Consider the following 21276-nt stretch of genomic DNA (forward strand, 5'->3'; position numbering starts at 1 on the left):
TGAGTCGCGAATTGGTGAGTATCCTTACAGAATTCCCGCCGCGTATTGGCGGTAAAGGGAGCCGGTGGACGGAGACGGCATGTAGGCTGAAGAATCGGCGGCGTGCTTTGTAAGGAATATCGCCGTGCCACGACCAAGGCGGTGATCAATCGAGGGAGAGAGACATGACGTTTTCGCGAGGCTTGCTGGTAACGGCGTTGTCGCTGTTGCCGACCATGGGGCAAGCATACGAGCTGTCCGACTGGGAATCGGTGACCGAGGCGGCCCGGGGACAGACCGTGTACTGGAATGCCTGGGGCGGCGATCCGCGAACCAACGCTTATATCGACTGGGCGGCCGAGCAGGTCGACGAGCGCTACGGGATCGACCTCGAGCATGTCAAGGTGGGTGATACCGGCGAGGCAGTGACCCGCGTAGTGGCCGAGAAAGCAGCGGGTAACGACGATCAGGGCGCGGTCGATCTGATCTGGCTCAACGGCGAGAATTTCGCCGCCATGAAGGACAACGACCTACTTTATGGCCCCTGGGCCGAGCAGCTGCCCCATTTTCCGCTGACCGCGCCCGAGCAGAACCCCGAGGTGCGCGAGGACTTCACCCTGCCGGTCGAGGGCTACGAAGCGCCCTGGGGGCGTGCGCAGATCACCTTCTATTACGACAGCGCGCGTGTCGATGAGCCGCCGCGCAGCATATCCGCGCTGCTCGACTGGGCCCAGGCGCATCCGGGGCGATTCACCTATCCCCAGCCGCCGGCCTTTCTGGGCACGACCTTCCTCAAGCAGGCACTGCTGGCCTTGACCGAGCACCGTGAGGCGCTTTATGCACCGGTCGACGAGGCCGATTTCGAGTCCGTCACCGCACCGCTGTGGGACTACCTGGACCGCTTGCATCCCTCTCTGTGGCGCGAGGGCGAGCGCTTCCCCGCGGGCGGGCCACAGATGCGTCAGCTGATGGGCGACGGGGCGTTGAGCCTGGCGTTCACCTTTACCCCCTCCGCCCCGGCCGCCGCGGTCCTCGATTATCAACTGCCACCGACCACGCGCAGTTACATCCTCGACGATGGCACGCTGGGCAACGTGCATTTCGTCGCCATTCCCTTCAATGCCCAGCACAAGGCCGGCGCCTTGACGGTCGCCAACTTCTTGCTCTCGCCCGAGGCCCAGGCCCGCAAGCAGGACCTTTCGCTGTGGGGCGATGCCACGGTGTTGGACATGTCGCGCCTGAACTCCGAGCAGCGTGAGGCGTTCGCGCGCGATGGCCGGGCCGCCGAGAGCCTGCCGCCGCCCTCCTTGGGCGAGACGCTGCGCGAACCCCATCCCTCCTGGATCGAGCCGCTCGAGAAGGCCTGGCGGCAGCGTTACGGCGCGCAATGACATCGGCCGTTGCCTATCGGCTCGTCGTCGGTGTCCTGCCCTGGCTGACCATCGCCTTGCTCAGCGTGCCAGTGGTCGCCGGTGTGCTGGGGGCGCTGGCACCGGCGTTCGGCTGGTTGCCGGCACTCGGCGGTGAGCGCCTGACCCTGGCGCCCTGGCGGCAGCTCTTCGCGGTGCCGGGAATCGTCGACATGGCACGGCTCAGCCTGGTGACCGGGCTGGTCAGCGCGGCGTTGTCACTGGGTCTGGTGGTACTGTTCCTGGGCAGTTTCCTGCATACGGCGCTGTATCGGCGCATCCAGCGCTGGCTGTCACCGCTGCTGGCGGTGCCCCACGCGGCGGCGGCGATCGGCCTGGCGTTCCTGCTGGCGCCGTCGGGATGGGCGGCGCGGGGAATCTCGCCCTGGCTGAGCGGCTGGGCCTACCCGCCGGATTATGCGTTTCCCGGCGATGCCTGGGGGCTTTCGTTGATCCTGGGGCTGGTCGTCAAGGAGGTGCCCTTCCTGCTGCTGATGAGCCTGGCGGCCCTGGTGCAATGCCAGGCCGGCGAGCGCCTGCGCGTGGCACGCAGTCTGGGCTATCGTCCGCTGACGGCCTTTCTCAAGGGTGTCATGCCCGGGCTCTACCCCTTGCTGCGGTTGCCCCTCTACGCGGTGATCGCCTTTGCCACCTCGACGGTGGACGTAGCCATGATCCTGGGCCCCACGACGCCTTCCACGCTGGCGGTGTCGGTGGTCGGCTGGCTCAACGATCCCGCGCTGTCGATGCGCTTCATGGCCTCGGCGGGGGCGATGCTGCAACTGCTGCTGACGCTGGCTGCCTTGTTGATATGGTGGGCACTGGAGCGATTGGTGGCGCGCGCCAGCCGGGGCTGGTGCCGGGACGGGCGGCGCCAGTGCGGTGATCGCTGGCTGGCCGGTATGGCCTGGCTGGCCATGCGCACCGTGCTGGGCCTGATGATGGCCGCGCTGGCGGGACTGGCGCTGTGGTCGGTGGCCGGGTACTGGCCGTTCCCGGCGTTCCTTCCCTGGCCGCCGACCGCGCACAACTGGCTGAACGCGGCCGATGATCTGGCTGCCCCGGTGTGGCAGTCGCTCGGCGTCGCGCTCGCCGCGACCCTGGTCTCCGTGGTGCTGGTGCTAGGCGCGCTGGAGGCGGAGACCCAGCGCCGCCGGCCGATGCGCCCCTGGGCGCAACTGATCCTGTACCTGCCGCTACTGGTGCCATCGGTGGCGTTTCTGTTCGGGCTGGTCATGATGCAGGCGCAAATGGGCGTCCGGCCCGGCCTGGGTGCGGTCATCATCGGGCACGCAGTGTTCGTGCTGCCTTATGTCTTCCTGTCGCTGGCGGAAAGCTATCGACGCCTGGACCCGCGCTGGGGCCAGCAGGCGAGCAGCCTCGGTGCCGGCCCCTGGCGGATCTTCTGGCGCGTGCGTCTGCCACTATTATTGACACCGGTACTGACCGCAGCGGCGGTGGGCTTCGCGGTGAGCATCGGCCAGTATCTGCCAACGCTGCTGCTAGGTGCCGGGCGCGTGGTCACGGTGACCACCGAGGCGGTCAGCCTGGCGAGCGGTGGAGACCGCCGGCTGACGGCCATTTACGCCCTGCTGCAACTGTTGCTGCCGGCGCTGGGCTTCATGCTGGCGATGCTGGTGCCGCGTTACGTGTTTCGACGGCGGCGCGGTCTGCTGCCAGGTGCCGACTGACGAAAGGACTCATGCCATGGCGTCATTGATTCTCGACGACATCGTCATTCATCAGGGGCAGCAACGTCTGCTGAGCCTGGACACGGCGGTCGCCCCCGGCGAGGTGCTGACCGTCATGGGGCCCTCCGGCGTCGGCAAGTCCACCTTGCTGGCGTTCATCGCGGGGTTTTTGAGCCCGGCGTTCCAGGCGCAAGGGCGCGTGCTGCTCGAGGAGACGCGAATCGATACGCTACCCGCCGAGCAGCGCCATGTGGGGCTACTCTTTCAGGATCCGCTGCTGTTTCCGCATCTCGATGTGGCCGGCAACCTGGCCTTCGGCATGGTGCGTGAAGGGACGCGTCGGCAACGCCGCGCGCGAATCCATGACGCCCTGTCGTCGGTGGGGCTGGAGGCGTTCGCGGGGCGCGATCCGTCGACGCTCTCCGGCGGACAGAAGGCGCGAGTGGCCCTGTTGCGGGTGCTGTTGTCGCAGCCGCGCGCGATCCTGCTCGACGAGCCGTTCTCCAAGCTGGATGCCGCCCGGCGCGACGAAATCCGCCACTGGGTCTTCGCGCGTGTGCGGGATCACCGCCTCCCGACGTTGATGGTGACCCACGACGAAGCCGACGCCCGGGCGGCCGGCGGGCGTATCCTGTGGTTGACCGAACGAGGCACCGTCATGGGGCCCACCGATCAGGAGGAACGTGCATGACGACGCATCGCTGGGTGGGATGGGCGCTGGTCCTGGGCGGCTTGGCGCTCTCGACAGGCGCCTCGGCCGCCGACATCGCGTTTTCCGCCCGGGACATGGCGGCGTGGGAGACGCGTTCCTTCGAGGGACAGACGCGTTACGCAGTGGTCAGCGACAACGGCGCCGAGGTGCTCGAGGCCAGCGCTCAGGGCCAGGCTTCCGCCAAGTACCTGGAGCGCGAGATCGATCTGGATGAGACCCCTTATCTGCATTGGTGCTGGAAGGTGGATGCCCGCTACACGGGGCTCGACGAGCGCACCCAGGCCGGCGACGACTATCCCGCCCGGCTCTACGTGGCACGCAAGACGGGCCTGCTGCCGTGGCAGGTGCAATCGGTGAACTACGTATGGTCCTCCAATCAAGCCGTCGGGGCGCGCTGGCCAAATGCCTTCACCGACCGGGCGATGCTGCTGGCCCTTCAGGGGGAGCAGTCACCGGTCGGCGAATGGCGGGCGGAAGTGCGCGACGTGAGCGCCGATTACCAGGCGCTATTCGGCGAGAACGTCAGCGAGATCGACGGCGTGGCGTTGATGAGCGATGGCGACAACGCGGGCGGCGACGCCACCGCCTGGTATTACGGCGTCGGCTTCTCCGACTCGCCGACGCCCCCGAATTGTCCAAGGTGAACCAGAGGAGACAGCAGCATGCTGACAATGATACGGCGGTTGTTGGGGGATAAAGACATGCCTGAGCGGTCTCCACAAGCTCAGGAAGAGGCCGATCGTGAAGCACGCAAGCTGGCCCTCTACCATTTCGAGGGATGCCCTTTCTGCTGGAAGGTCAGGCGTGCTCTGACCAAGTTGCGTGTCGATATCACGATGCATGACATCCGCAAGGATCCCGCTGCCAGAGCGCAATTGGTGGCCGGCGGTGGCAAACAGACCGTGCCGTGCCTGCGGATCGACGAAGGCGGGACGACCACCTGGCTTTATGAGTCCAGCGATATCGTCGAGCATTTGAAGCATCGATTTGCCGTGTCACCGTCCGCATGAGCGAGGCCATGTCACGAGAAAGCCCGGCAACGCCATGGTTGAGCGTCATCGTGCCGGTGGTGAACGAAGCCGCGACGATCCAGGCCTGCCTGACTGCCTTGTCGCCGTTGAGGGACCGCGGCGTCGAGATCGTGGTCGTCGACGGCGGCAGCGACGACGAGACCGCCGCGCTAGCGCATCCCCTGGCGAATCGGGTGCTGGTCAGCGCGCGCGGTCGTGCCCGGCAGATGAATCACGGCGGCCGGGAGAGTCGCGGCGACTGCCTGGTCTTCGTACATGCCGACACGCGCCTGCCAGATCGCGCCGACCGGTTGATCGACGTAGCGCTGAAGGGGCCGACGTGTTGGGGGCGCTTCGACGTCGAGATCGAGCGCGGGTTCGCGCTGGCGGGGCTGGTCGGCTGGAGCATGAACCGGCGCTCGCGCCTCACCGGCATCGCCACGGGTGACCAGGCGATCTTCATGACCCGCGACGCGTTCGAACGCGTCGGCGGTTTCCCCGACCAGCCGCTGATGGAAGACATCGAAATCAGCCGGCGCCTGCGTCGTCTGTCCGCGCCGGCTTGCCTCGCCCAACGAGTGACCACGTCCGCGCGGCGCTGGCAGCAGCACGGCCCGTTACGCACCATCGCCACGATGTGGTGGCTGCGCCTGCGCTACTGGTGCGGTGTATCGCCCTGGACCCTGGCGGGGGAGTACACCGATGTCCGCTGACGCGATGATCTCCGGCGCCGAGGTGACGCTGCTGGTGTTCGCCAAGGCGCCGATCCCCGGCAAGGTCAAGACCCGGCTGATGCCGGCACTCGATGCCGAGCAGGCGCGCGACGTGCATGTCGCACTGCTCGAACGCACGCTCGAGGTGGCCTGCCAGACCTTTCCCGCCGCACGGGTACAGCTATGGGCGGGGCTGGCACCGCGCCATCCGCTGCTCGAAGCGCTGGCGGCGCGACATGGCATCGCGCTGCATGCCCAGCCATCGGGGGATCTCGGTCAGCGGATGCACGCCGCCTTGTCCGCCCAGCGCGGCCCGGCGCTTCTGATCGGCAGTGACTGCCCGGTGCTGACGTCGGCGCTATTGGCGCGCTGCGTGCGGGCGCTGAACGCTCACGATCTGGTGATGCTGCCCGCCGAGGACGGCGGTTATGCATTGATCGGGGGCCATCGGCTCCCCGCCCGGCTGTTCACGGACATGGCCTGGGGCGGCAGCGAGGTGGCGGCGCAGACGCACGCAAGGGCACGAGAACTGGGCCTTCGCGTGGCCTGCCCCGGTACGGTGTGGGACCTCGACACCCCGCGCGATCTCGAGCGCTGGCGCATGTTGGACAGCGCGACATGAATGCTCGCCCGGGTGTGTGGTGGACGACGCGTTTTGTTGCCATGATGGATGCGGATCGGTTTGGAGCAGGATGCCACCAAGCCATGATGGCCGAATGACAGCCCGCAGAAGGGGAAAGGAAGTGAAACATTATCGCGTGGTGATTCTCGGCGTGGTCCTGGTGGCGATCATTGCTTTCTTCGCGGGTGGCTTCGACGATTACCTGACCCTCGAGTCCATCAAGTCGCTGCAAGGGCGTTTCGATCGATGGTTCGCCGATGCGCCCTGGCTCGTCGCCGGCGGCTTCTTCCTCGTCTATGTGCTGGTCGCCGCGCTCTCGCTGCCCGGCGCCGCCTTTCTGACGCTGCTGGGGGGCGCCCTATTCGGCCTGGGCTGGGGTTTCTTGATCATCTCCTTTGCCAGCACGATTGGTGCCACTCTGGCGTTTCTAGTCTCCCGAACCCTGTTTCGGGAACTGATCGAACGTCGCTTCGCGCGGCAGATCGAGACGATCAACCGGGGCATCGAGCGCGACGGGGCGTTGTATCTGTTCAGCCTGCGGCTGGTGCCGATCTTCCCGTTCTTCGTGGTCAATCTGGCCATGGGCCTGACCCGGCTGCGCACCTCGGTGTTCTATGTCGCCAGCCAGATCGGCATGATTCCGGGCACGCTGGTCTACGTGAACGCCGGCCAGCAACTCGGCGAACTGCAATCGCTGGGTGGCGTCGTGTCGCCGTCGCTGCTGCTTTCCTTCGCCCTGCTGGGCGTCTTCCCGCTGATCGCACGTTGGGTCGTCGACGGGCTGCAACGCCGCAAGCGCTATCGGGGGCATACCAAGCCTCGGCGCTTCGATGTCGACATCCTGGTGATCGGCGGCGGCTCGGCGGGGCTGGTGACCAGCTACATCGCCAGTGCGGTGCGGGCGACGGTCGCGCTCGTCGAACGCGGCGCCATGGGGGGCGACTGTCTCAATACCGGGTGCGTGCCTTCCAAGGCGCTGATTCGCGCCGCGCGGGCCGCCCAGAACGTGCGCGATGCCGAGCGACTGGGTGTGCACGCAGGAGCGCCGCGTATCGACTTCGGCGAGGTCATGGGCCACGTGCGACGTGTCATCGAGGAGGTGGCACCCCATGACAGTGAGGAACGCTATACCGGGCTGGGCGTCGAGGTGAAACGCGGCACGGCGCGGCTGCTGTCACCGTGGACGGTGGATATCGACGGCCAGCCGCTGACGGCGCGGCACATCGTCATCGCCACCGGCGCCACGCCCAAGGTGCCGCCGATTCCGGGCATCGAGCAGGTCGACGTGCTGACTTCCGAGAACCTGTGGACGCTGACCGAACAGCCGCGCCGCCTGGTGGTGCTGGGCGGTGGCGCGATCGGCTGCGAGCTCGGCCAGAGCTTCGCGCGCCTGGGTAGCCAGGTCACGCTGGTCGAGGGCGCCGAGCAGCTGCTGGGGCGCGAGGATGACGAAGTCGGCGAACTCGTCGCCGGCCTGCTCGCCGAGGAAGGCCTCGAGATCATGACTCGTACCCGGGCGCTGTCGGTGACGGTCGAGAACGGCGAGAATCAGCTCCTCGTCGAGGCGGCCGACGGTCGCCAGACGCGTATTCCCTTCGATCGCCTGTTGGTCAGCGTCGGTCGTCAGGCCAACGTCGAAGGGCTCGGGTTGGAAGCGCTGGGGATCGCCACTCGCGACAACGGGACCCTGGAGGTCAACGAGCAGCTACAGACCAAGCTGCCCAACATCTGGGCCTGCGGCGATGTCGCCGGTCCTTACCAGTTGACCCACGCCGCCGCGCACCAGGCCTGGCATGCCGCCGTCAACGCCCTGTTCGGCGAGTTCAAGCGCTTCAAGGTCGACTACCGCATCATGCCCGCGGTGACGTACCTGCAACCCGAAGTGGCACGCGTGGGGCTCAACGAGCGTGAGGCCAAGGCCCAGGGCATCGCTTACGAGGTCACCCGCTACGACATGGCTGAGAGCGACCGGGCCATCGCCGAGCGCGCCACCACCGGCTTCGTCAAGATCCTCACCGTGCCCGGCAAGGACCGCATCCTCGGCGCCACACTGGTCGGCGAAAACGCCGGTGAATGGCTGGCGGAGGTGACGCTGGCCATGAAGCACAACATCGGGCTCAACAAGTTGCTCGGCACGGTTCACCCCTATCCGACCCTCTCGGAAGCCGTCAAAGGCACCGCCGGGGTATGGAAGAACGCCCACAAGCCCGAGCGCCTGCTCGGCTGGCTGGCGCGCTATTTCCGGTGGCGGCGCGGCGGCTGAGCGCGCCTCGTCACGCTCACCTCACCAGGCGCTCGGCGAGTTCGTCGAGATCGCTCACCGTCATGTCGGGCTCATCGCCCCAGGGATCGAAGGGCGCCTCCGCACTGCGGCGTACCCAGGCCGCGTGCAAGCCGGCGTACTTGGCCCCGATGATGTCGAAGGGATTGCTGGAAATCAGCCAGGTATCGGCGGCCTTCGACTCGGTGCATTGACGCAGATAGGCGTATACGGCGGGGTCGGGCTTGAAGCGTTTGATGTCGTCGACGCTGACGATGGCGTCGAACCGCTCGCGGATACCCGCCTGGGCCAGCAATCCCGTCACCGCTTCATGCGTACCATTGGAAAACGCCACGCAGCGCATGCCGGCATCGCTCAAGCGTGCCAACCCCTCGGCGACATCGGAAAACGCCGGGAGACGTCCATAAAGGGCCATCAGCCGATCCTTGGCGACTTCCGAAAGCTGGTTGCCCATGGCACGGTCAGTGAATTCCAAGGCATCACGCGTGCAATCGGCAAAGCTCGAGTAAGCGCCCATCAACGAGCGGCGAAAGGCGAATTCGAGCTGCTTGTCCCGCCAACGCTGCGAAAAGGCCAGCGCCTTTTCGGCATCGCCCAGTTCCGTGTTCAATGCCTCTACCACGCCGTGGGTGTCGATCAAGGTGCCATAGACATCGAAAGCCAATACACGCTTATTCATACGTCGTCCTTATCACGCTTGTCTCAGTGGGTGATGCGAAACCCCAACCCCTCTCAGATTGGTCGTTTTTGCGAGTCACGACAAGCGGATTGACGCCCAGAAACATGACAGCGCGGCCGCATCGACGCACAATGGAGGACGATTCGCTGGCAGTGCTGTCGGCATGTACGGACCCGGTCAACGAGGCAACGAATTTCCCATGGCATTCAAGGTATACGTAGACGGTCAGGAAGGCACCACTGGGCTGCGGCTGCTGGATTATCTCGAGGCACGCAAGGATATCGAACTACTGCGCATCGACAGCGACAAGCGCAAGGATGCTACCGAACGCGCCCGTCTGCTCAACGCCGCCGATGTGGCCTTTCTATGCCTGCCCGATGCGGCTTCTCGCGAGGCCGCGGCGCTGCTCAAGAATCCCGATACCTGCCTGATCGACGCCAGCACGGCCTTTCGCACCGATGCCGAGTGGACCTATGGCCTCCCCGAACTGACGCCGGGCCAGCGTGACGCCATTCGCGCCAGCAAGCGCATCGCCAATCCAGGCTGCCATGCCAGTGCCTTCATCATGCTTACGCGACCGCTAGTCGAAGCCGGCCTGCTGCCCGCCGACACGCCGCTGGCAGCGCATTCGATCACCGGTTACAGTGGCGGCGGCAAGAAGCTGATCGCCGAGTACGAAGCCGACCACGACGGCCGTCTGGCCGCACCGCGTCACTACGCCATGGGGCTGACCCACAAGCACTTGCCGGAGATGCGTGTGCACGGCGGGCTCGAGCGGACACCGGTTTTCCAGCCGATCGTCGGCCCCTTCCTCAAGGGTCTCTCGGTGACGATTCCCCTGCACGTCGACCAGCTTAGCCCCGGGGCCACCGCCGAGGCGCTGCGCCAAGCCTACGCCGATCACTACGCAGGCGAGACCTTCGTCCGCGTCATGCCCCTCGAGGACCCCGCCAATCTCGATGGTGGCTTCTTCGAAGTACAGGGCTGCAACGACACCAACCGCGTCGACCTGTTCGTGTTCGGCAACCATGAACACGTCTCCCTCGTCGCCCGGTTGGACAACCTTGGCAAGGGGGCCGCCGGTGCCGCCGTACAGAGCATGAATCTGCATCTCGGCGTGGACGAGGCCAGCGGCCTCTCGGCATAAGCACCGGGGCTCGGTCCATGACCGACCATGCTCCTATGGAAGCCGCTTGCCGTGAGCGAACGGTGTGGCCAGGGTCACGACGTTAATCAGAGGCTCTCCTTGGCAAGACGGAAACCGGAAAATGCCCAGCGGGCATGAGGTGGGAAGAAGTTGCGATAGGTGGCGCGGATGTGGTCGGCCGGCGTCGCACAGCAGCCGCCTCGCAACACCATCTGGCCGGACATGAACTTGCCGTTATATTCCCCCAGGCTGCCCGGCAACTTGCGAAATCCCGGATAGGGGCGATAGGCGCTGCCCGTCCACTCCCAGACATCACCGAACATCTGTCCCAGCACACCTGTGGACCCGGCGGCGGAGACCGGCTGCAGATGATCTTGTTCGACGAAGTTCCCCTGAATGGCGGCATCATGAGCCACTGTCTCCCACTCAGCCTCGGTGGGTAGGCGGGCACCGGCCCACTGCGCATAGGCATCGGCTTCATAGAAGCTGACATGGCAGACCGGTGCGTTCATGTCGACCGGCACCAGGCCGCCCAGGGTGTAGTGGTGCCAGATACCATCGCGCTCGACCCAATAGAGCGGCGCCTGCCAGCCTTCAGCCTTGACCGTGTCCCAGCCGTCCGACAGCCAATGGTCGGGCTTGTCGTATCCGCCCGCCTGCATGAAATCGAGAAACTCGCCGTTGGTCACCGGACGGTCGGCGATCTGGAATGCCTCGACGAACTGGCGGTGGCGCCCCATCTCGTTGTCGTAGGCAAACCCCTCTTCGGTGTCGTCATGGCCGATGTACTGAACGCCGGCCGGATAGGCATGCCAGCCGAGCGTCTCTACCGCATGCGCAGGTGTTGGCGCCAGGTCGTCCCGGTAGGCCGGGCACAAGGGGTTCTGGGCCAAGATGTGCTTGATATCCATCAGCAGCAGCTCCTGGTGCTGCTGTTCGTGCGGTAGCCCCAACGCCAGGCGGCGAAGGATCTCCTGAACGTGCGCTTGCGGTGGATCGCTGAGCAGCGCTTCCATGGCCCGGTCGATGTGAGCGCGATAGCGATAGACATCGTCCACGGTCGGCCGCGAGATCATACCGCGTCCGGGCCGGGGGAACGGGGTACCGTGTGTCACGTAATAGGAATTGAAGAGATGATCGTACGCGGGATCGAGGGGCTGGTAGGCGGGATGAAACGGTTTCAGAATGAAGGCTTCGAAGAACCAGCTGACATGAGCGATGTGCCATTTCGGAGGGCTGACATCCGGCATGCTCTGCACCATGTAATCTTCCTTGTGCAGAGGCGCGCAAATGGCCTCGGTGGCGGCACGGATCCGCTGGTACGCGCGCAACCATTCCTTGATATGCAGGCTATCTGGCGTTTCGATCGTCGAACCTTGAGCGGGTGACATGGACGACTCCTTTCTCAGTATCACTCCATTGACGTGGATCCGGCGGGCCAGGCCCGCCGGGGCCTACAGGGCAAAGCGTATCGAGCCTGTGAATAACGAGAGCGCTTCCGCGCCGAGCCCTCCGACGATCAGCAGCAAGCCCGCCACGGCCATCGCGGAGCGCGCCCACTGGCCCGACAGCAAATGCACGGCGGACTGGCGGCTGCCGAACATCATCGGCGCGACGATGCGCAGGTAATAGAACAGCGAGACGACGGTGTTGATCACCGCCACGAGCGCCAGCCAGGCGTAACCGCCCTCGAGGGTGACGCGAAACAGCATCAGCTTGCCGAAGAAGCCGACCAGCGGCGGGATACCCACCAGGGACAACAGCGACACGATCAGTATCGTTGCCGCGATCGGTGCGTGTCGGGCCAATCCTCGATAATCGTCCAGTGCGGTACGTCCCCGCAGGTGCGTGACCACGGCGAAGGCGGCCAGGTTGGCGATGGCATAGCTCGCCAGGAAGAACACCAGCGCCGGCAGGGCCTGGTCGCTGACACCCAGCACCACGATGGCCATCAGGGCATATCCGGATTGGGAAACCGATGACCAGCCCAGCAGGCGACGCACGTCCGTCTGGCGCAACGCCGCCACGTTGCCCAGCGTCATGGTGGCGACGGAGATCGATGCCACGATCGCTCGCCAGGCGACATCCGGCGGCAACAGGGAAACGAAGCGAGCCAGCGCTACCGCGGCGCCGATCTTGGGAATGACGGTCAGGAAGGCTGCCGCCGGTACCGGTGAACCCTGCGCCACGTCCGGCATCCAGGCGTGAGCCGGAAACGCCGCCAGCTTGAAGGTCAGCCCCAGCACCACGCAGGCCGTGGCGATGGTCAGTGCCAGGCGGTCGCTGTCCGTGGCAAGCGCCTGGGCGATGTCCGGATACCCGGTACTGCCGGTCAGGCCGAACAGCACCACCACTCCGATCGTCAACAACGTATTGGTCAAGGCGCCGATCAGGAAATACTTCATCCCGGCCTCCAGCGCGGGCGCCCAGCCACGGTGATAGGCGGCCAGCGGGTAACTCGCCACCGAGGACAGCAGCACGCCCAGCACCAGCTCCATGGTATCGCTGGCCGATGCCATCATGATGACGCCCAGCAGAGCGAACAGCACCAGCGCATAGTACTCGCCATGGCGGCGATCGGTCCGCATCCATTCAGGCGACATCGCGACGACCAGCGCACCGGCGATCAGCACGACCAGCTTGCTGGCGAGCGCCACGCCATCCAGGGCCCAGACACCGGAAAACGTCAGCCGCGGCGTCCCGCCCCATTGCGCGACGGTCAGCCCCGCACCGAGGCCGATGGCGAGCAGGGCCAGCACGGCTGCCCAGTGATGCTGCCGCTGACGGACGAAGCTGGCGAACAGGACAATCGCCACGGCACCCAGCGTCAGGCTGATTTCCGGCAATACGTCACCGATAGGCATCAGCGGCCTCCTACCAGCAGTGCCGCCGATGCTTCGACCAGGGTCAGCAGAAACGCCGGCGCCACGCCGATGATCACGAAGCCTGCCGACAGCACCGCGAGCACGCCCCACTCGATGGGACGCAGATCCTCGAACTGCGCCCAGCGCTCCGGCATCGCCCCGAAGAACACCTTCTGCAGCATCTGCAGAAACAGCGCCGCCGTCACCAGGATGCCCAGCACACCGATGACGGCGAGCCATGGATAGACACCGAAGGTGCCGGCAAAGATATGGAACTCCGCCACGAAACCGGCCAGGCCGGGCAGGCCCAGGCTGGCAAAGGAGGCGAGCACGGCGAAGGCGGTCAGCCACGGGGCCTGACGCAGCAGACCACCGTAGCTGTCCAGGTCATACTCCTCGGTACGCTGCCAGAACGAGCCGCAGATGAGGAACAGCGCCCCGGTAATCAGGCCGTGCGCCACCATTTCCACCGTGGCCCCCACCAGGGCCAGCTCGCGGGCATATCCGGTATCCTGGATCAGGGCGCCGGCCACCGCGATCCCCAGCACCGTGTAGCCCATGTGATTGATCGACGTGTAGGCAATGCGCCGCTTCAGGTTGCGCTGGCCGAGCGCCACGAAGGCCCCGTAGAGAATCGATGCGACCGCGAACAGCGCAATGACCAGGGCATGGCGAGAGAATGTCTCCGCCATCATGGCGAACGGAATGCGGATGATCCCGTAGGTGCCCATCTTGAGCAGCACCCCGGCGAGAATCGCCGAGACCGGCCCCGGGGCATCGACATGCGCCTGGGGCAGCCAGGTATGCACGGGCACCATCGGGGTCTTGATGGCGAAGCCGAGCATGAGGGCGAGGAACACCAGTGCAGCCGTCATGCCCGCACCCGCCAGCGGTTGCTGCTCGATGAGCACGCGCATGTCGAAGGTATGCGGCTCGACCGACTGATAGAGCCCGATGATCGCCAGCAGCAGCAACAGCGAGCCGCAGAAGGTGTACAGAAAGAACTTGAACGCGGCGAGCTGCGCCTGACCATGCCCCCAGCGGCCGATCAGGAAGAACATCCCCACCAGGCTCAGGTCGAAAAAGACATAGAAGAGCAGCAGGTCCAGCGCCAGGAAGACACCCAGAGACACGGACTGCAGAAAGAGCATCCAGGCATAGTACTGGCGAGGCTGATGCTTCGTGTCCACGGGGTAGGCGATGCTGGCCGAGAAGACCAGGGCACTCATCGTCGCGACAGCCAGGGCAATGCCATCCACGCCCAGCCTGTAGCCCATGCCCAGGCTGGGTACCCAGGGCACTTCCTCGACGAACTGGAATAGCGCGCCTTGCGGATCGAACTGTCGCCACGCCCAGATCAGCAACAGCACCGGCAACACCGAAACCGCGATGGCACACCGGCGAGCCGTGGTCTCGGTCCAACGGCTTGAAACGGCGAGTGCGAGGGCCCCCAGCATGGGAAGCCCCAGGGCTGCAGTCAAAATCAAAGGAGCGCTCCTATGCTCAGGATGATCAGGATCGCGGCGAGTCCGGCCGCGATACCGGTGTAGTAGTGATGCATCTGCCCGGTATGCGCCCGACGTGCCACTTGTCCCGCCCAGTCGATGCCCTTCGCGAGCTGGTTCGTGGCACCATCGAACGCGCCTTCGCCACGCCGTTCTCCCAGCCTGGCCAGCCACGCACCAAAGCGGGCACTGCCCCGGATCCCGGCATCCACGGCGCGATCGTCGAAGCGTGCCAGGCCATGGCTGAACATCAGCATGGCCTCCGCGCCACGTGCTGCCAGCATCGGCAGGCCCAGCCAGTCCGCCATAGCGGTATGCGTTTCGCTCTGCTGACTCGACACCTCACGACGCACCGCCCAGGCACCCAGGCCAATGCCCAGCGCCACCAGCAGTAGCGACAGGATGAGTTCCCACGGCCTGGTCCCGGGAAAGTGCACGGACAGCAAATCGGCGAGGCCATTTCCGATACCGGGCCACCAGAGTAGCGACAGTGCCAATGTGCCTGCCGCCAGCAGATAGAGCGCGACGGCTTCCGCCCAGGAGTGGCCGGGCCGGGAGACAGCCTCGCTCATGCGGTCATGCCGCCCCCGCCCGAACGCCAGCAGTTGAAAGCGCGTGGCGTACAGCGCACTGAGCCCTGCCGCCACGGCGACGATCACGGCCAGCCAGGACGCCTGATGGCCGGCGGCCGTGACGATCTTCTCCTTGCTCCACGCCGCACTCAGCGGAACGACGCCCGCCAGCGCCAGGCTGGCCACCATGCTGGCTGCCGCGACGCCAGGAAGCAGGCGACCCAGACGCATCGCCGTCAGCGAATAGCTGTCGACATAGCGTTCGGCGATGCCGGCGGCCAGGAACAGCGCCGCTTTGGTGAATGCATGCGTGACGAAGTGCACCAGGGCGATGCCGGGAAAGCCCGCCCCTGCCGCCAGCCACATCAGGCCATACTGGGCCGATGTCGAGGCGGCCAGCAGCTTCTTGGCATGGCCCTGAAGACAGGCCACCAGTCCCCCTGCCAGGGCAGTGGTCAGCCCCAGCGTGATGGCGACCGGCGCAAACCAGGCGACGGCGGAGAGTTCCGCATGCAGCCGGACCACCAGGTAGATCCCCGCCGCGACCATGGTCGCCGCATGGAGCAATGCCGACACCGGTGTCGGCCCGGACATGGCGGCAAACAGCCAGGGAGAGAACGGCACCTGGGCGGATTTCGCGGCGGCGGCCAGCACGACGCCGGCAACGAACACGTCCAGCCGCCACCCATCGAGTTGAGCCAGGTCTGCAAAGGCAAACGAGCCCGTGCCGGCGAACGCTGCCGCCGCGGCGATGTACAGTCCCAGATCCCCGAAGCGAGTGACCAGGAACGCCCAGGTGGCATCCCGCAGGTTGCCGGCCTTCTGCCATTCATGGGCGATCAGCGCCCACGAGCATGCCCCGACCAGTTCCCAGGCGATCAGCAGGGTGACGAAATCCTCGGCCAGGACGAGCAGTTCCATCGCGCCGAAGAACGCCGTCAGCAGCGCCACCAGTCCGACGGGAGGGCGCACCGTCTCTCTGCCACTGACCGGCGATGCTTCATGGTAGGCGCTGTAGACGATGATCGGCGCGGCGATCAGTGGCACAACGATGGCGAACACGGCGCTCGCGGATGTCATCCCGAGCGACAGAACGACTCGGGAACTCCAGCGATAGGTGCCGCTCCAGTCCGCCGTGACCGCGATGCTCACGAGCAGCAAGGTAGCGACCGTGATCGCCACCCCCGCCAGGGTCAGCACGGCACGGCCCCTGTCGTCGCCCGGCCAGCGCTTGCCGACCCCATGGATGACGAGGGCCGCCAGCAGCGGCAAGAGAGGAACGGACCACAGCATCAGTGTTTCAGCCCGGTCAGCGATTCGGTCATGTCGGCCTGTTTACCGCGGAAGACCGCGACCACCAGGGCGAACCCCATCGCCATCTCGATGGCCATCACGGCCATGACGATGATCGTCAGCAGTTGGCCTTCCGGTGCTCCGGCCCCGCTGAAGGCCCAGAACGCCACCGCCGCCAGCATGACACCGTTGAGGATCAGCTCCAGTCCCATCATCAGCATCACGAACGACTGCTGGGAAAGCGCGCCATAGATCCCGATACCGATCAGTGCCGCTGCCAATAGCAAAAGTGTGGTGAGTGTCATGCAAGCCTCCCTGCCTGGCTGTCCCGCTCAGTGGTGATGGTGATGATGGTGATGCTCGCCCTCGCCCGCTTCGTCCTCCTCGGGCTTGCCTGCCGGGTCGCCGCCCGGTTCCAGCCCCGGCGGCATCGAGCCCTCCGCCGCCGCGCCATAGCGCCCGCGATGGCTCGACAGCACCACCACGCCGATCATGGTGGTCAGCAGCACGAGACCCGCCGATTCGAAAATCAGCATCGAATCACCGAGCATTTCGTTGCCCAGTGATCTGACGGGCTCGAGGCCTGCCGGCACCGGCTGATCGGGAAAGGTCGCCAACAGGGCCATGGCGCCCAGTACCAGAAAACCGGCGACGCCGGCCCCGATGGCGATACGTTCTTGATGGACCATGTTCATGGGATTCAGGCCGGCCGGGTTCATCATGAACATGACCATGAACAGCGCCATGACCGTCATTTCCACGGCCATCATGAAGAACATGGCAACGCCCAGGTATTCCGCCGCCAACAGGATCATGATCACGCCCACGGCGATGAACGACACCAGCAGAAAGAAGGAGGCCCGTACCATCGAATCGGTGCGAAACACGCGCCACCCGGTGACCACCGCCAGCGTGGCCAGCAGCAGAAACGCGATATCGACACCGAGGCCGTGATTCATGCTCTCCATCACAACAGCGCTCCTATCCCGGCCCATACCAGATCGATGAACGACAGCGGCAGCAACACGACCCACATCAAGGTGACGCAGCGCTCCGGCGCCAGTCGCGGCAGTAGCCGCCCGAGCAACAGCAGCACGCTCAATACCGCCAGCATCTTGAGGGACATCCATAACAGGCCGGGCAGCCAGGGCCCCAGCCAGCCCCCCAGGAAGGCAGTCGCTGCCACGCCGCTGAACGCGACCAGCATGGCCGCCCGGGCCATGTCCCAGACCAGCCGTGGCGGCCCCGAGATCTCCGCGGCCGTGCCGCCGGCAAGATCCGTCGAATCGGCCAAGTTCAGCGGCCCCCAGAAGGTCATGCCCAGGCCGACGATGAGAAACAGCGGCAGGCCCAGCGGCTGGCGGATGACATTCCACAGACCTTCCTGCGAAGCCACCACCTGGGTGAACTGCAGCGATTCGGCCGGCAATGCCACGCCGATCAGCACGAACATGCTGATCAGGATGTAGGAGAGCCCCAGCGCCACGTACCGGTACCCGCCGATCAAGGCCAGTAACGAATTCGCCGACCAGCCATGCAAGAAGATGACGACGGTCGCCAGCGCTTCCACGCTGCCCCACAGCACCACGCTGGTGACCAGATCCGTGGCAACCAGCGATGCCGACCATGGCACCACCGCCAGCCCGCCCGCCGCCAATGCCAGATACAGGGCCGGTGCCAGCCGCCAGGCCCGCCAATCCGGCGCTTCGGTGGCATTGGCGTGCTGGGTCAGCAACCAGGCACCGCGCGCCATCGGCGCCAGCCAGATACCTCCGGCCTGGGGGGTGCCAAGCGCGCTGGCAACCAGGCGATCGAGCACGGCAACGGCATAACCGCCGACAACCAGCATGAAGATCACCATGAGAACCGGCAGAAACAGCTCGCTAAACATCGTTCCCGGTACCTCCCCGTACCGCCCGGGACTCGCCGGATGGCCGTGTGCCGACAGGTTGATCGGCCAACCCCGCGACATCCAGACTGGCGACCGTCGCCAGGGCATCGCCCCACTCCAGCCCGGGTAACAGCTCGTCGAAGAGCGCGCTCGCATCCGCCGGCCGCCGCGCCGACCAGGGGCCCCGCGGTGTCTCGACGCTGCCTGTCCGCTCCGTGTGTACCCTGTCGCGTTCGGCCAGACGGGCCAGATGAAGGGATTGGTCGATTTCGTCCAGAAGCTGCCGCCAGCGAGCATGGGTATCGCCCGCGGTCTGACAGACGGGGGAGAATCCCAGTCGTCGATAGCCGGCATCCTCCGCGCGCAGATCATCATCCAGTCCGGCAGCTCGGGCGGCGGGCCCGCCGATCATACGTGCCTGCTCGGGTCCGAGCACGCCGCCGCCCGCCGTCAGGCGAAAGAAGCCGCGACGTGATAGTGCGCGCCGCAACCCATCGAGGGTACTCGACGCCGACAATCCATGCGCCAGACGCAAGGTCCGCAGGCTCACGTTCTCCAGGCCCGCCAGGTGCAAGGCATGGAACAGCCGGTGGAGGTGATGGCGAGCCCGGGCAAGCTCGACCTCCGCAATGGGGACGGGGCGCTGGCGAGCGTCGAAAAACACCTCGTCGAGAGGCTGTGGATACGGCGTCAGCTGCGTTTGCCATGTCTGCACGAGATCCCCCTGCAGGGTGATCTCCGCCGCCATGCCGGGCGGAAATGCGAAGAAGAACGGCCCCAGCCGGAACGTCAGTGAATCCAGCGTCAACCCGTCGCGAATGTCATTCTCCATGTTCATGGCCATGGGCCGCCCGTAGGGCACCCCGCCCATCATGCCTTCGCCGCCCTGGCCGAAATCGCCCTCGCCTTCCCAGGGGTTGGGTGGCTCGTCCGGCAAAAGACGATGGGCACTGCCGCGGCGACCTTCCATCAGTTCGCGATGCGCCGTGACCAGTGCACCGGGCAGGTCGTCGAGATCGTCGATACGGGCCACGCGTTCCAGATGCGGCCAGGGTTCGCTGCGAAACCACAGCGTCGTGAAAGGGTATGGCAATTGGTCATGCACCCGGCGCAGGGGCTCGAAACGGTCGGCCGGAACCTCCCCCGCCACCAGCAAGACACTGGCATGACGCGGCGAGTCGACCAGTTCGATTCGCGGCGATAACGCAAGGTGCTGAAGCACGCCATCCCCCTGCTTGCCCAGCACGGGAAATACGGGAACGCGGCCACGCACGGCGAACTTGTGCAGCCAGTTCACTGCCACTTGAACACCCCCTCACGCCAGGCATAGATGATGCCCACCGACAGGATGGCGAGAAACATGCCCATCTCCATCATGGCCTTCATGCCCTTCTCGACGAACACGACCGCCCATGGGTACATGAACATCATCTCCATCTCGAAGGCGATCAACAGCAGCGTCATGGAGTAGTAGCGAACGTGGTAGCGGTTCCAGGCGTGGCTGTCGGGCGTCCCCCCGCCCAGAAACGGCGCGCGCTGAGACCAACTGGGCCGCGGCTGGTGACGCATGGGCAACCACTGCATCAGCAGCCCGGCGCCCAGTGCAAGAATCAGAATGATTAGAAGGGCGAACAGCTCCATGCGAATCCCTCGCGTTGCTGACTCAAACGAATCTTGGCCATACCTTGGCCTTGCACTTTCGCACACTCAATTTCAAAGACTAGATAGCGGTCCTGAACGCCACCTGCCAACATGCGACAGCTCCTTGTCCGTGTTGAGGTAACGTCTATCCCCTATGTATAGGGAAGGATCGCGGACGACTCAACCTGCATCCAGCCCCCAGGTTAAACAATGGCATCGTTATCTCGGCGGTCCCGCCGGATAGCCGGATCGGGTCTCGGTGCCGACCGATGCGGTAACGGACGGCATGCAGGCGGGCGTGGCGCGCCAGACGCACACCCCCGCCACGCCCACGCACAACATGCCCACCGCCGTGGCCACATCCGGCGTCTCGCTGAACAGCCACCATCCCCAACCGGCCGCGAAGATGAGATACGTGTAATCGAAAATGCCGATCAAGGCAGACGGGGCCATTTGATAAGCCTTGGCCACCGTGCTGCTGGCCAGCACGAAGAGTATCGCCAGTCCCGCCAGTAGCCACCAGGCTTCGGCTGGAAGCGAACGCCAGGGCGCCGTCAGGAAGGTCGGCGTGGTGCCATCGGCCGGTAGCTGCCCGTGCAGCGTCATCCATAGACAGCCCACCGCCCCCAGACACAGAAAGCCCAGATTCAGCGCCCCGGAAAGCACCAACGGCGCTTCGTCGCGGCAATGAACACGCGTCACCACGCAGGCCAGCGCATAACACACCGCCGCCAGCAGCGGCAGTGCCACCATGGGCGTGAAATGCATAGTCCCCGGGCGCAATATCAGCACCACGCCGGCAAAGCCCAAGACGATCCCCAACCAGCCTCCTGTCGAGAGCCGCTCGCCGGCCAACCAGGCAGCGAACAAGGCAATGAACAGCGGCGAGGTGTACAGCGCCACCGCCGCCATGGAGAGCGTCAACGTCGGAAGCGCCGCATAGAAGGTCAACCACATCGCCATCAACAAACCGGTTCTGACCAGCACCCAGCGGCGTAGCAGCGCTCGTCCCAGACGCATCACGCCACGTCTTCCGAGCAGCAACCCCAAAAGCGGCGACGCCAAAAGCGCACGCAGCACGTACAGCTGCCAAACACCCACGTCATCGCTGATATACTTAACCAGAGCGTCGGCCATCGAGAGGCAGAAGACCGAGGCGACAATACAACCGATGCCTTGCCATTCTGAGGTTTGTGCCCCAATTATCGGCTTCATGAACGTTCTCCCTGAGCAAGAAGCCGCTCAAGAGTGCGCGCCCCAGGCATGC

The 21276-nt window shown here is 65.4% G+C and carries 20 protein-coding genes; 9 read left to right on the forward strand and 11 right to left on the reverse strand.

All coding sequences use genetic code 11. The features are described from left to right. Positions 1-164 precede the first annotated feature (164 nt). From SR908_RS04280 to SR908_RS04315, 8 genes are all read left to right on the forward strand, one after another. A complete protein-coding gene (locus SR908_RS04280) occupies positions 165-1370 on the forward strand; it encodes an ABC transporter substrate-binding protein (RefSeq protein WP_246920040.1) in 1206 nt (401 codons plus the stop codon). Then, entirely contained in the window at positions 1367-3079 is a 1713-nt protein-coding gene (locus tag SR908_RS04285; protein ID WP_246920037.1) for an ABC transporter permease, read from the forward strand. Before SR908_RS04280 ends, SR908_RS04285 begins: the two co-directional genes overlap by 4 nt. Before the next feature lie 16 nt (positions 3080-3095). Continuing rightward, entirely contained in the window at positions 3096-3770 is a 675-nt protein-coding gene (locus tag SR908_RS04290; RefSeq protein ID WP_246920033.1) for an ATP-binding cassette domain-containing protein, read from the forward strand. Further along, positions 3767-4435 carry a DUF3047 domain-containing protein gene (locus SR908_RS04295; protein WP_246920029.1) on the forward strand — a complete coding sequence of 223 codons (669 nt, stop codon included), beginning with the start codon at positions 3767-3769 and terminating at the stop codon, positions 4433-4435. Before SR908_RS04290 ends, SR908_RS04295 begins: the two co-directional genes overlap by 4 nt. A gap of 18 nt (positions 4436-4453) precedes the next feature. Continuing rightward, a complete protein-coding gene (locus tag SR908_RS04300; protein WP_246920028.1) occupies positions 4454-4801 on the forward strand; it encodes a glutaredoxin family protein in 348 nt (115 codons plus the stop codon). Between the two features lie 8 nt (positions 4802-4809). After that, positions 4810-5514, forward strand: coding sequence for a TIGR04283 family arsenosugar biosynthesis glycosyltransferase (locus SR908_RS04305; protein WP_246920026.1), 705 nt, complete (start codon positions 4810-4812; stop codon positions 5512-5514). Next, on the forward strand, positions 5504-6136 hold the full coding sequence (locus SR908_RS04310; RefSeq protein ID WP_246920022.1) for a TIGR04282 family arsenosugar biosynthesis glycosyltransferase: 633 nt from the start codon (positions 5504-5506) through the stop codon (positions 6134-6136). Before SR908_RS04305 ends, SR908_RS04310 begins: the two co-directional genes overlap by 11 nt. A gap of 121 nt (positions 6137-6257) precedes the next feature. Then, positions 6258-8399, forward strand: coding sequence for an FAD-dependent oxidoreductase (locus tag SR908_RS04315; RefSeq protein ID WP_246920000.1), 2142 nt, complete (start codon positions 6258-6260; stop codon positions 8397-8399). Positions 8400-8415: 16 nt separating this feature from the next. On the opposite strand, the gene SR908_RS04320 is transcribed toward SR908_RS04315, so the two are convergent. Further along, a complete protein-coding gene (locus SR908_RS04320; protein ID WP_246919997.1) occupies positions 8416-9096 on the reverse strand; it encodes a haloacid dehalogenase type II in 681 nt (226 codons plus the stop codon). A 199-nt stretch (positions 9097-9295) separates the two neighbouring features. Between SR908_RS04320 and argC the strand changes: the two genes are divergently transcribed. After that, positions 9296-10243 carry an N-acetyl-gamma-glutamyl-phosphate reductase gene (gene argC / locus SR908_RS04325; protein ID WP_246919992.1) on the forward strand — a complete coding sequence of 316 codons (948 nt, stop codon included), beginning with the start codon at positions 9296-9298 and terminating at the stop codon, positions 10241-10243. An 86-nt stretch (positions 10244-10329) separates the two neighbouring features. Here argC and egtB read toward each other — a convergent pair whose 3' ends face one another. The 10 genes from egtB to SR908_RS04375 form a co-directional block, all read right to left on the reverse strand. Then, positions 10330-11634 carry an ergothioneine biosynthesis protein EgtB gene (egtB, locus tag SR908_RS04330; protein WP_246919984.1) on the reverse strand — a complete coding sequence of 435 codons (1305 nt, stop codon included), beginning with the start codon at positions 11632-11634 and terminating at the stop codon, positions 10330-10332. 63 nt (positions 11635-11697) lie between these two features. Beyond that, positions 11698-13107 (reverse strand): NADH-quinone oxidoreductase subunit N, encoded by a 1410-nt coding sequence (locus SR908_RS04335; RefSeq protein ID WP_246919976.1) that lies wholly within the window; start codon positions 13105-13107, stop codon positions 11698-11700. Further along, on the reverse strand, positions 13107-14594 hold the full coding sequence (locus tag SR908_RS04340; protein WP_246919972.1) for a complex I subunit 4 family protein: 1488 nt from the start codon (positions 14592-14594) through the stop codon (positions 13107-13109). Before SR908_RS04340 ends, SR908_RS04335 begins: the two co-directional genes overlap by 1 nt. Then, positions 14591-16264 (reverse strand): NADH-quinone oxidoreductase subunit 5 family protein, encoded by a 1674-nt coding sequence (locus SR908_RS04345; RefSeq protein ID WP_246919969.1) that lies wholly within the window; start codon positions 16262-16264, stop codon positions 14591-14593. Before SR908_RS04345 ends, SR908_RS04340 begins: the two co-directional genes overlap by 4 nt. Positions 16265-16476: 212 nt before the next feature. Continuing rightward, a complete protein-coding gene (gene nuoK / locus SR908_RS04350) occupies positions 16477-16782 on the reverse strand; it encodes an NADH-quinone oxidoreductase subunit NuoK (protein ID WP_035413666.1) in 306 nt (101 codons plus the stop codon). Between the two features lie 27 nt (positions 16783-16809). Next, a complete protein-coding gene (locus SR908_RS04355) occupies positions 16810-17445 on the reverse strand; it encodes an NADH-quinone oxidoreductase subunit J (RefSeq protein ID WP_246919965.1) in 636 nt (211 codons plus the stop codon). Then, positions 17445-18368 carry an NADH-quinone oxidoreductase subunit H gene (locus tag SR908_RS04360; protein ID WP_246919962.1) on the reverse strand — a complete coding sequence of 308 codons (924 nt, stop codon included), beginning with the start codon at positions 18366-18368 and terminating at the stop codon, positions 17445-17447. Before SR908_RS04360 ends, SR908_RS04355 begins: the two co-directional genes overlap by 1 nt. Further along, complete coding sequence (locus SR908_RS04365; RefSeq protein WP_246919960.1) at positions 18361-19671, reverse strand: NADH-quinone oxidoreductase subunit D-related protein; 1311 nt, start codon at positions 19669-19671, stop codon at positions 18361-18363. The genes SR908_RS04360 and SR908_RS04365 overlap by 8 nt, the downstream gene beginning before the upstream one ends. Then, the gene (locus SR908_RS04370) at positions 19662-20009 is read right to left on the reverse strand and encodes an NADH-quinone oxidoreductase subunit A (protein ID WP_246919956.1); all 348 of its coding nucleotides are present in this window, start codon (positions 20007-20009) and stop codon (positions 19662-19664) included. Before SR908_RS04370 ends, SR908_RS04365 begins: the two co-directional genes overlap by 10 nt. A 219-nt stretch (positions 20010-20228) precedes the next feature. Further along, on the reverse strand, positions 20229-21224 hold the full coding sequence (locus tag SR908_RS04375) for a DMT family transporter (protein WP_246919953.1): 996 nt from the start codon (positions 21222-21224) through the stop codon (positions 20229-20231). Between the last annotated feature and the right edge of the window lie 52 nt (positions 21225-21276).

It is taken from the genome of Chromohalobacter canadensis (assembly GCF_034479555.1).
GTDB classification, from domain to species: domain Bacteria; phylum Pseudomonadota; class Gammaproteobacteria; order Pseudomonadales; family Halomonadaceae; genus Chromohalobacter; species Chromohalobacter canadensis.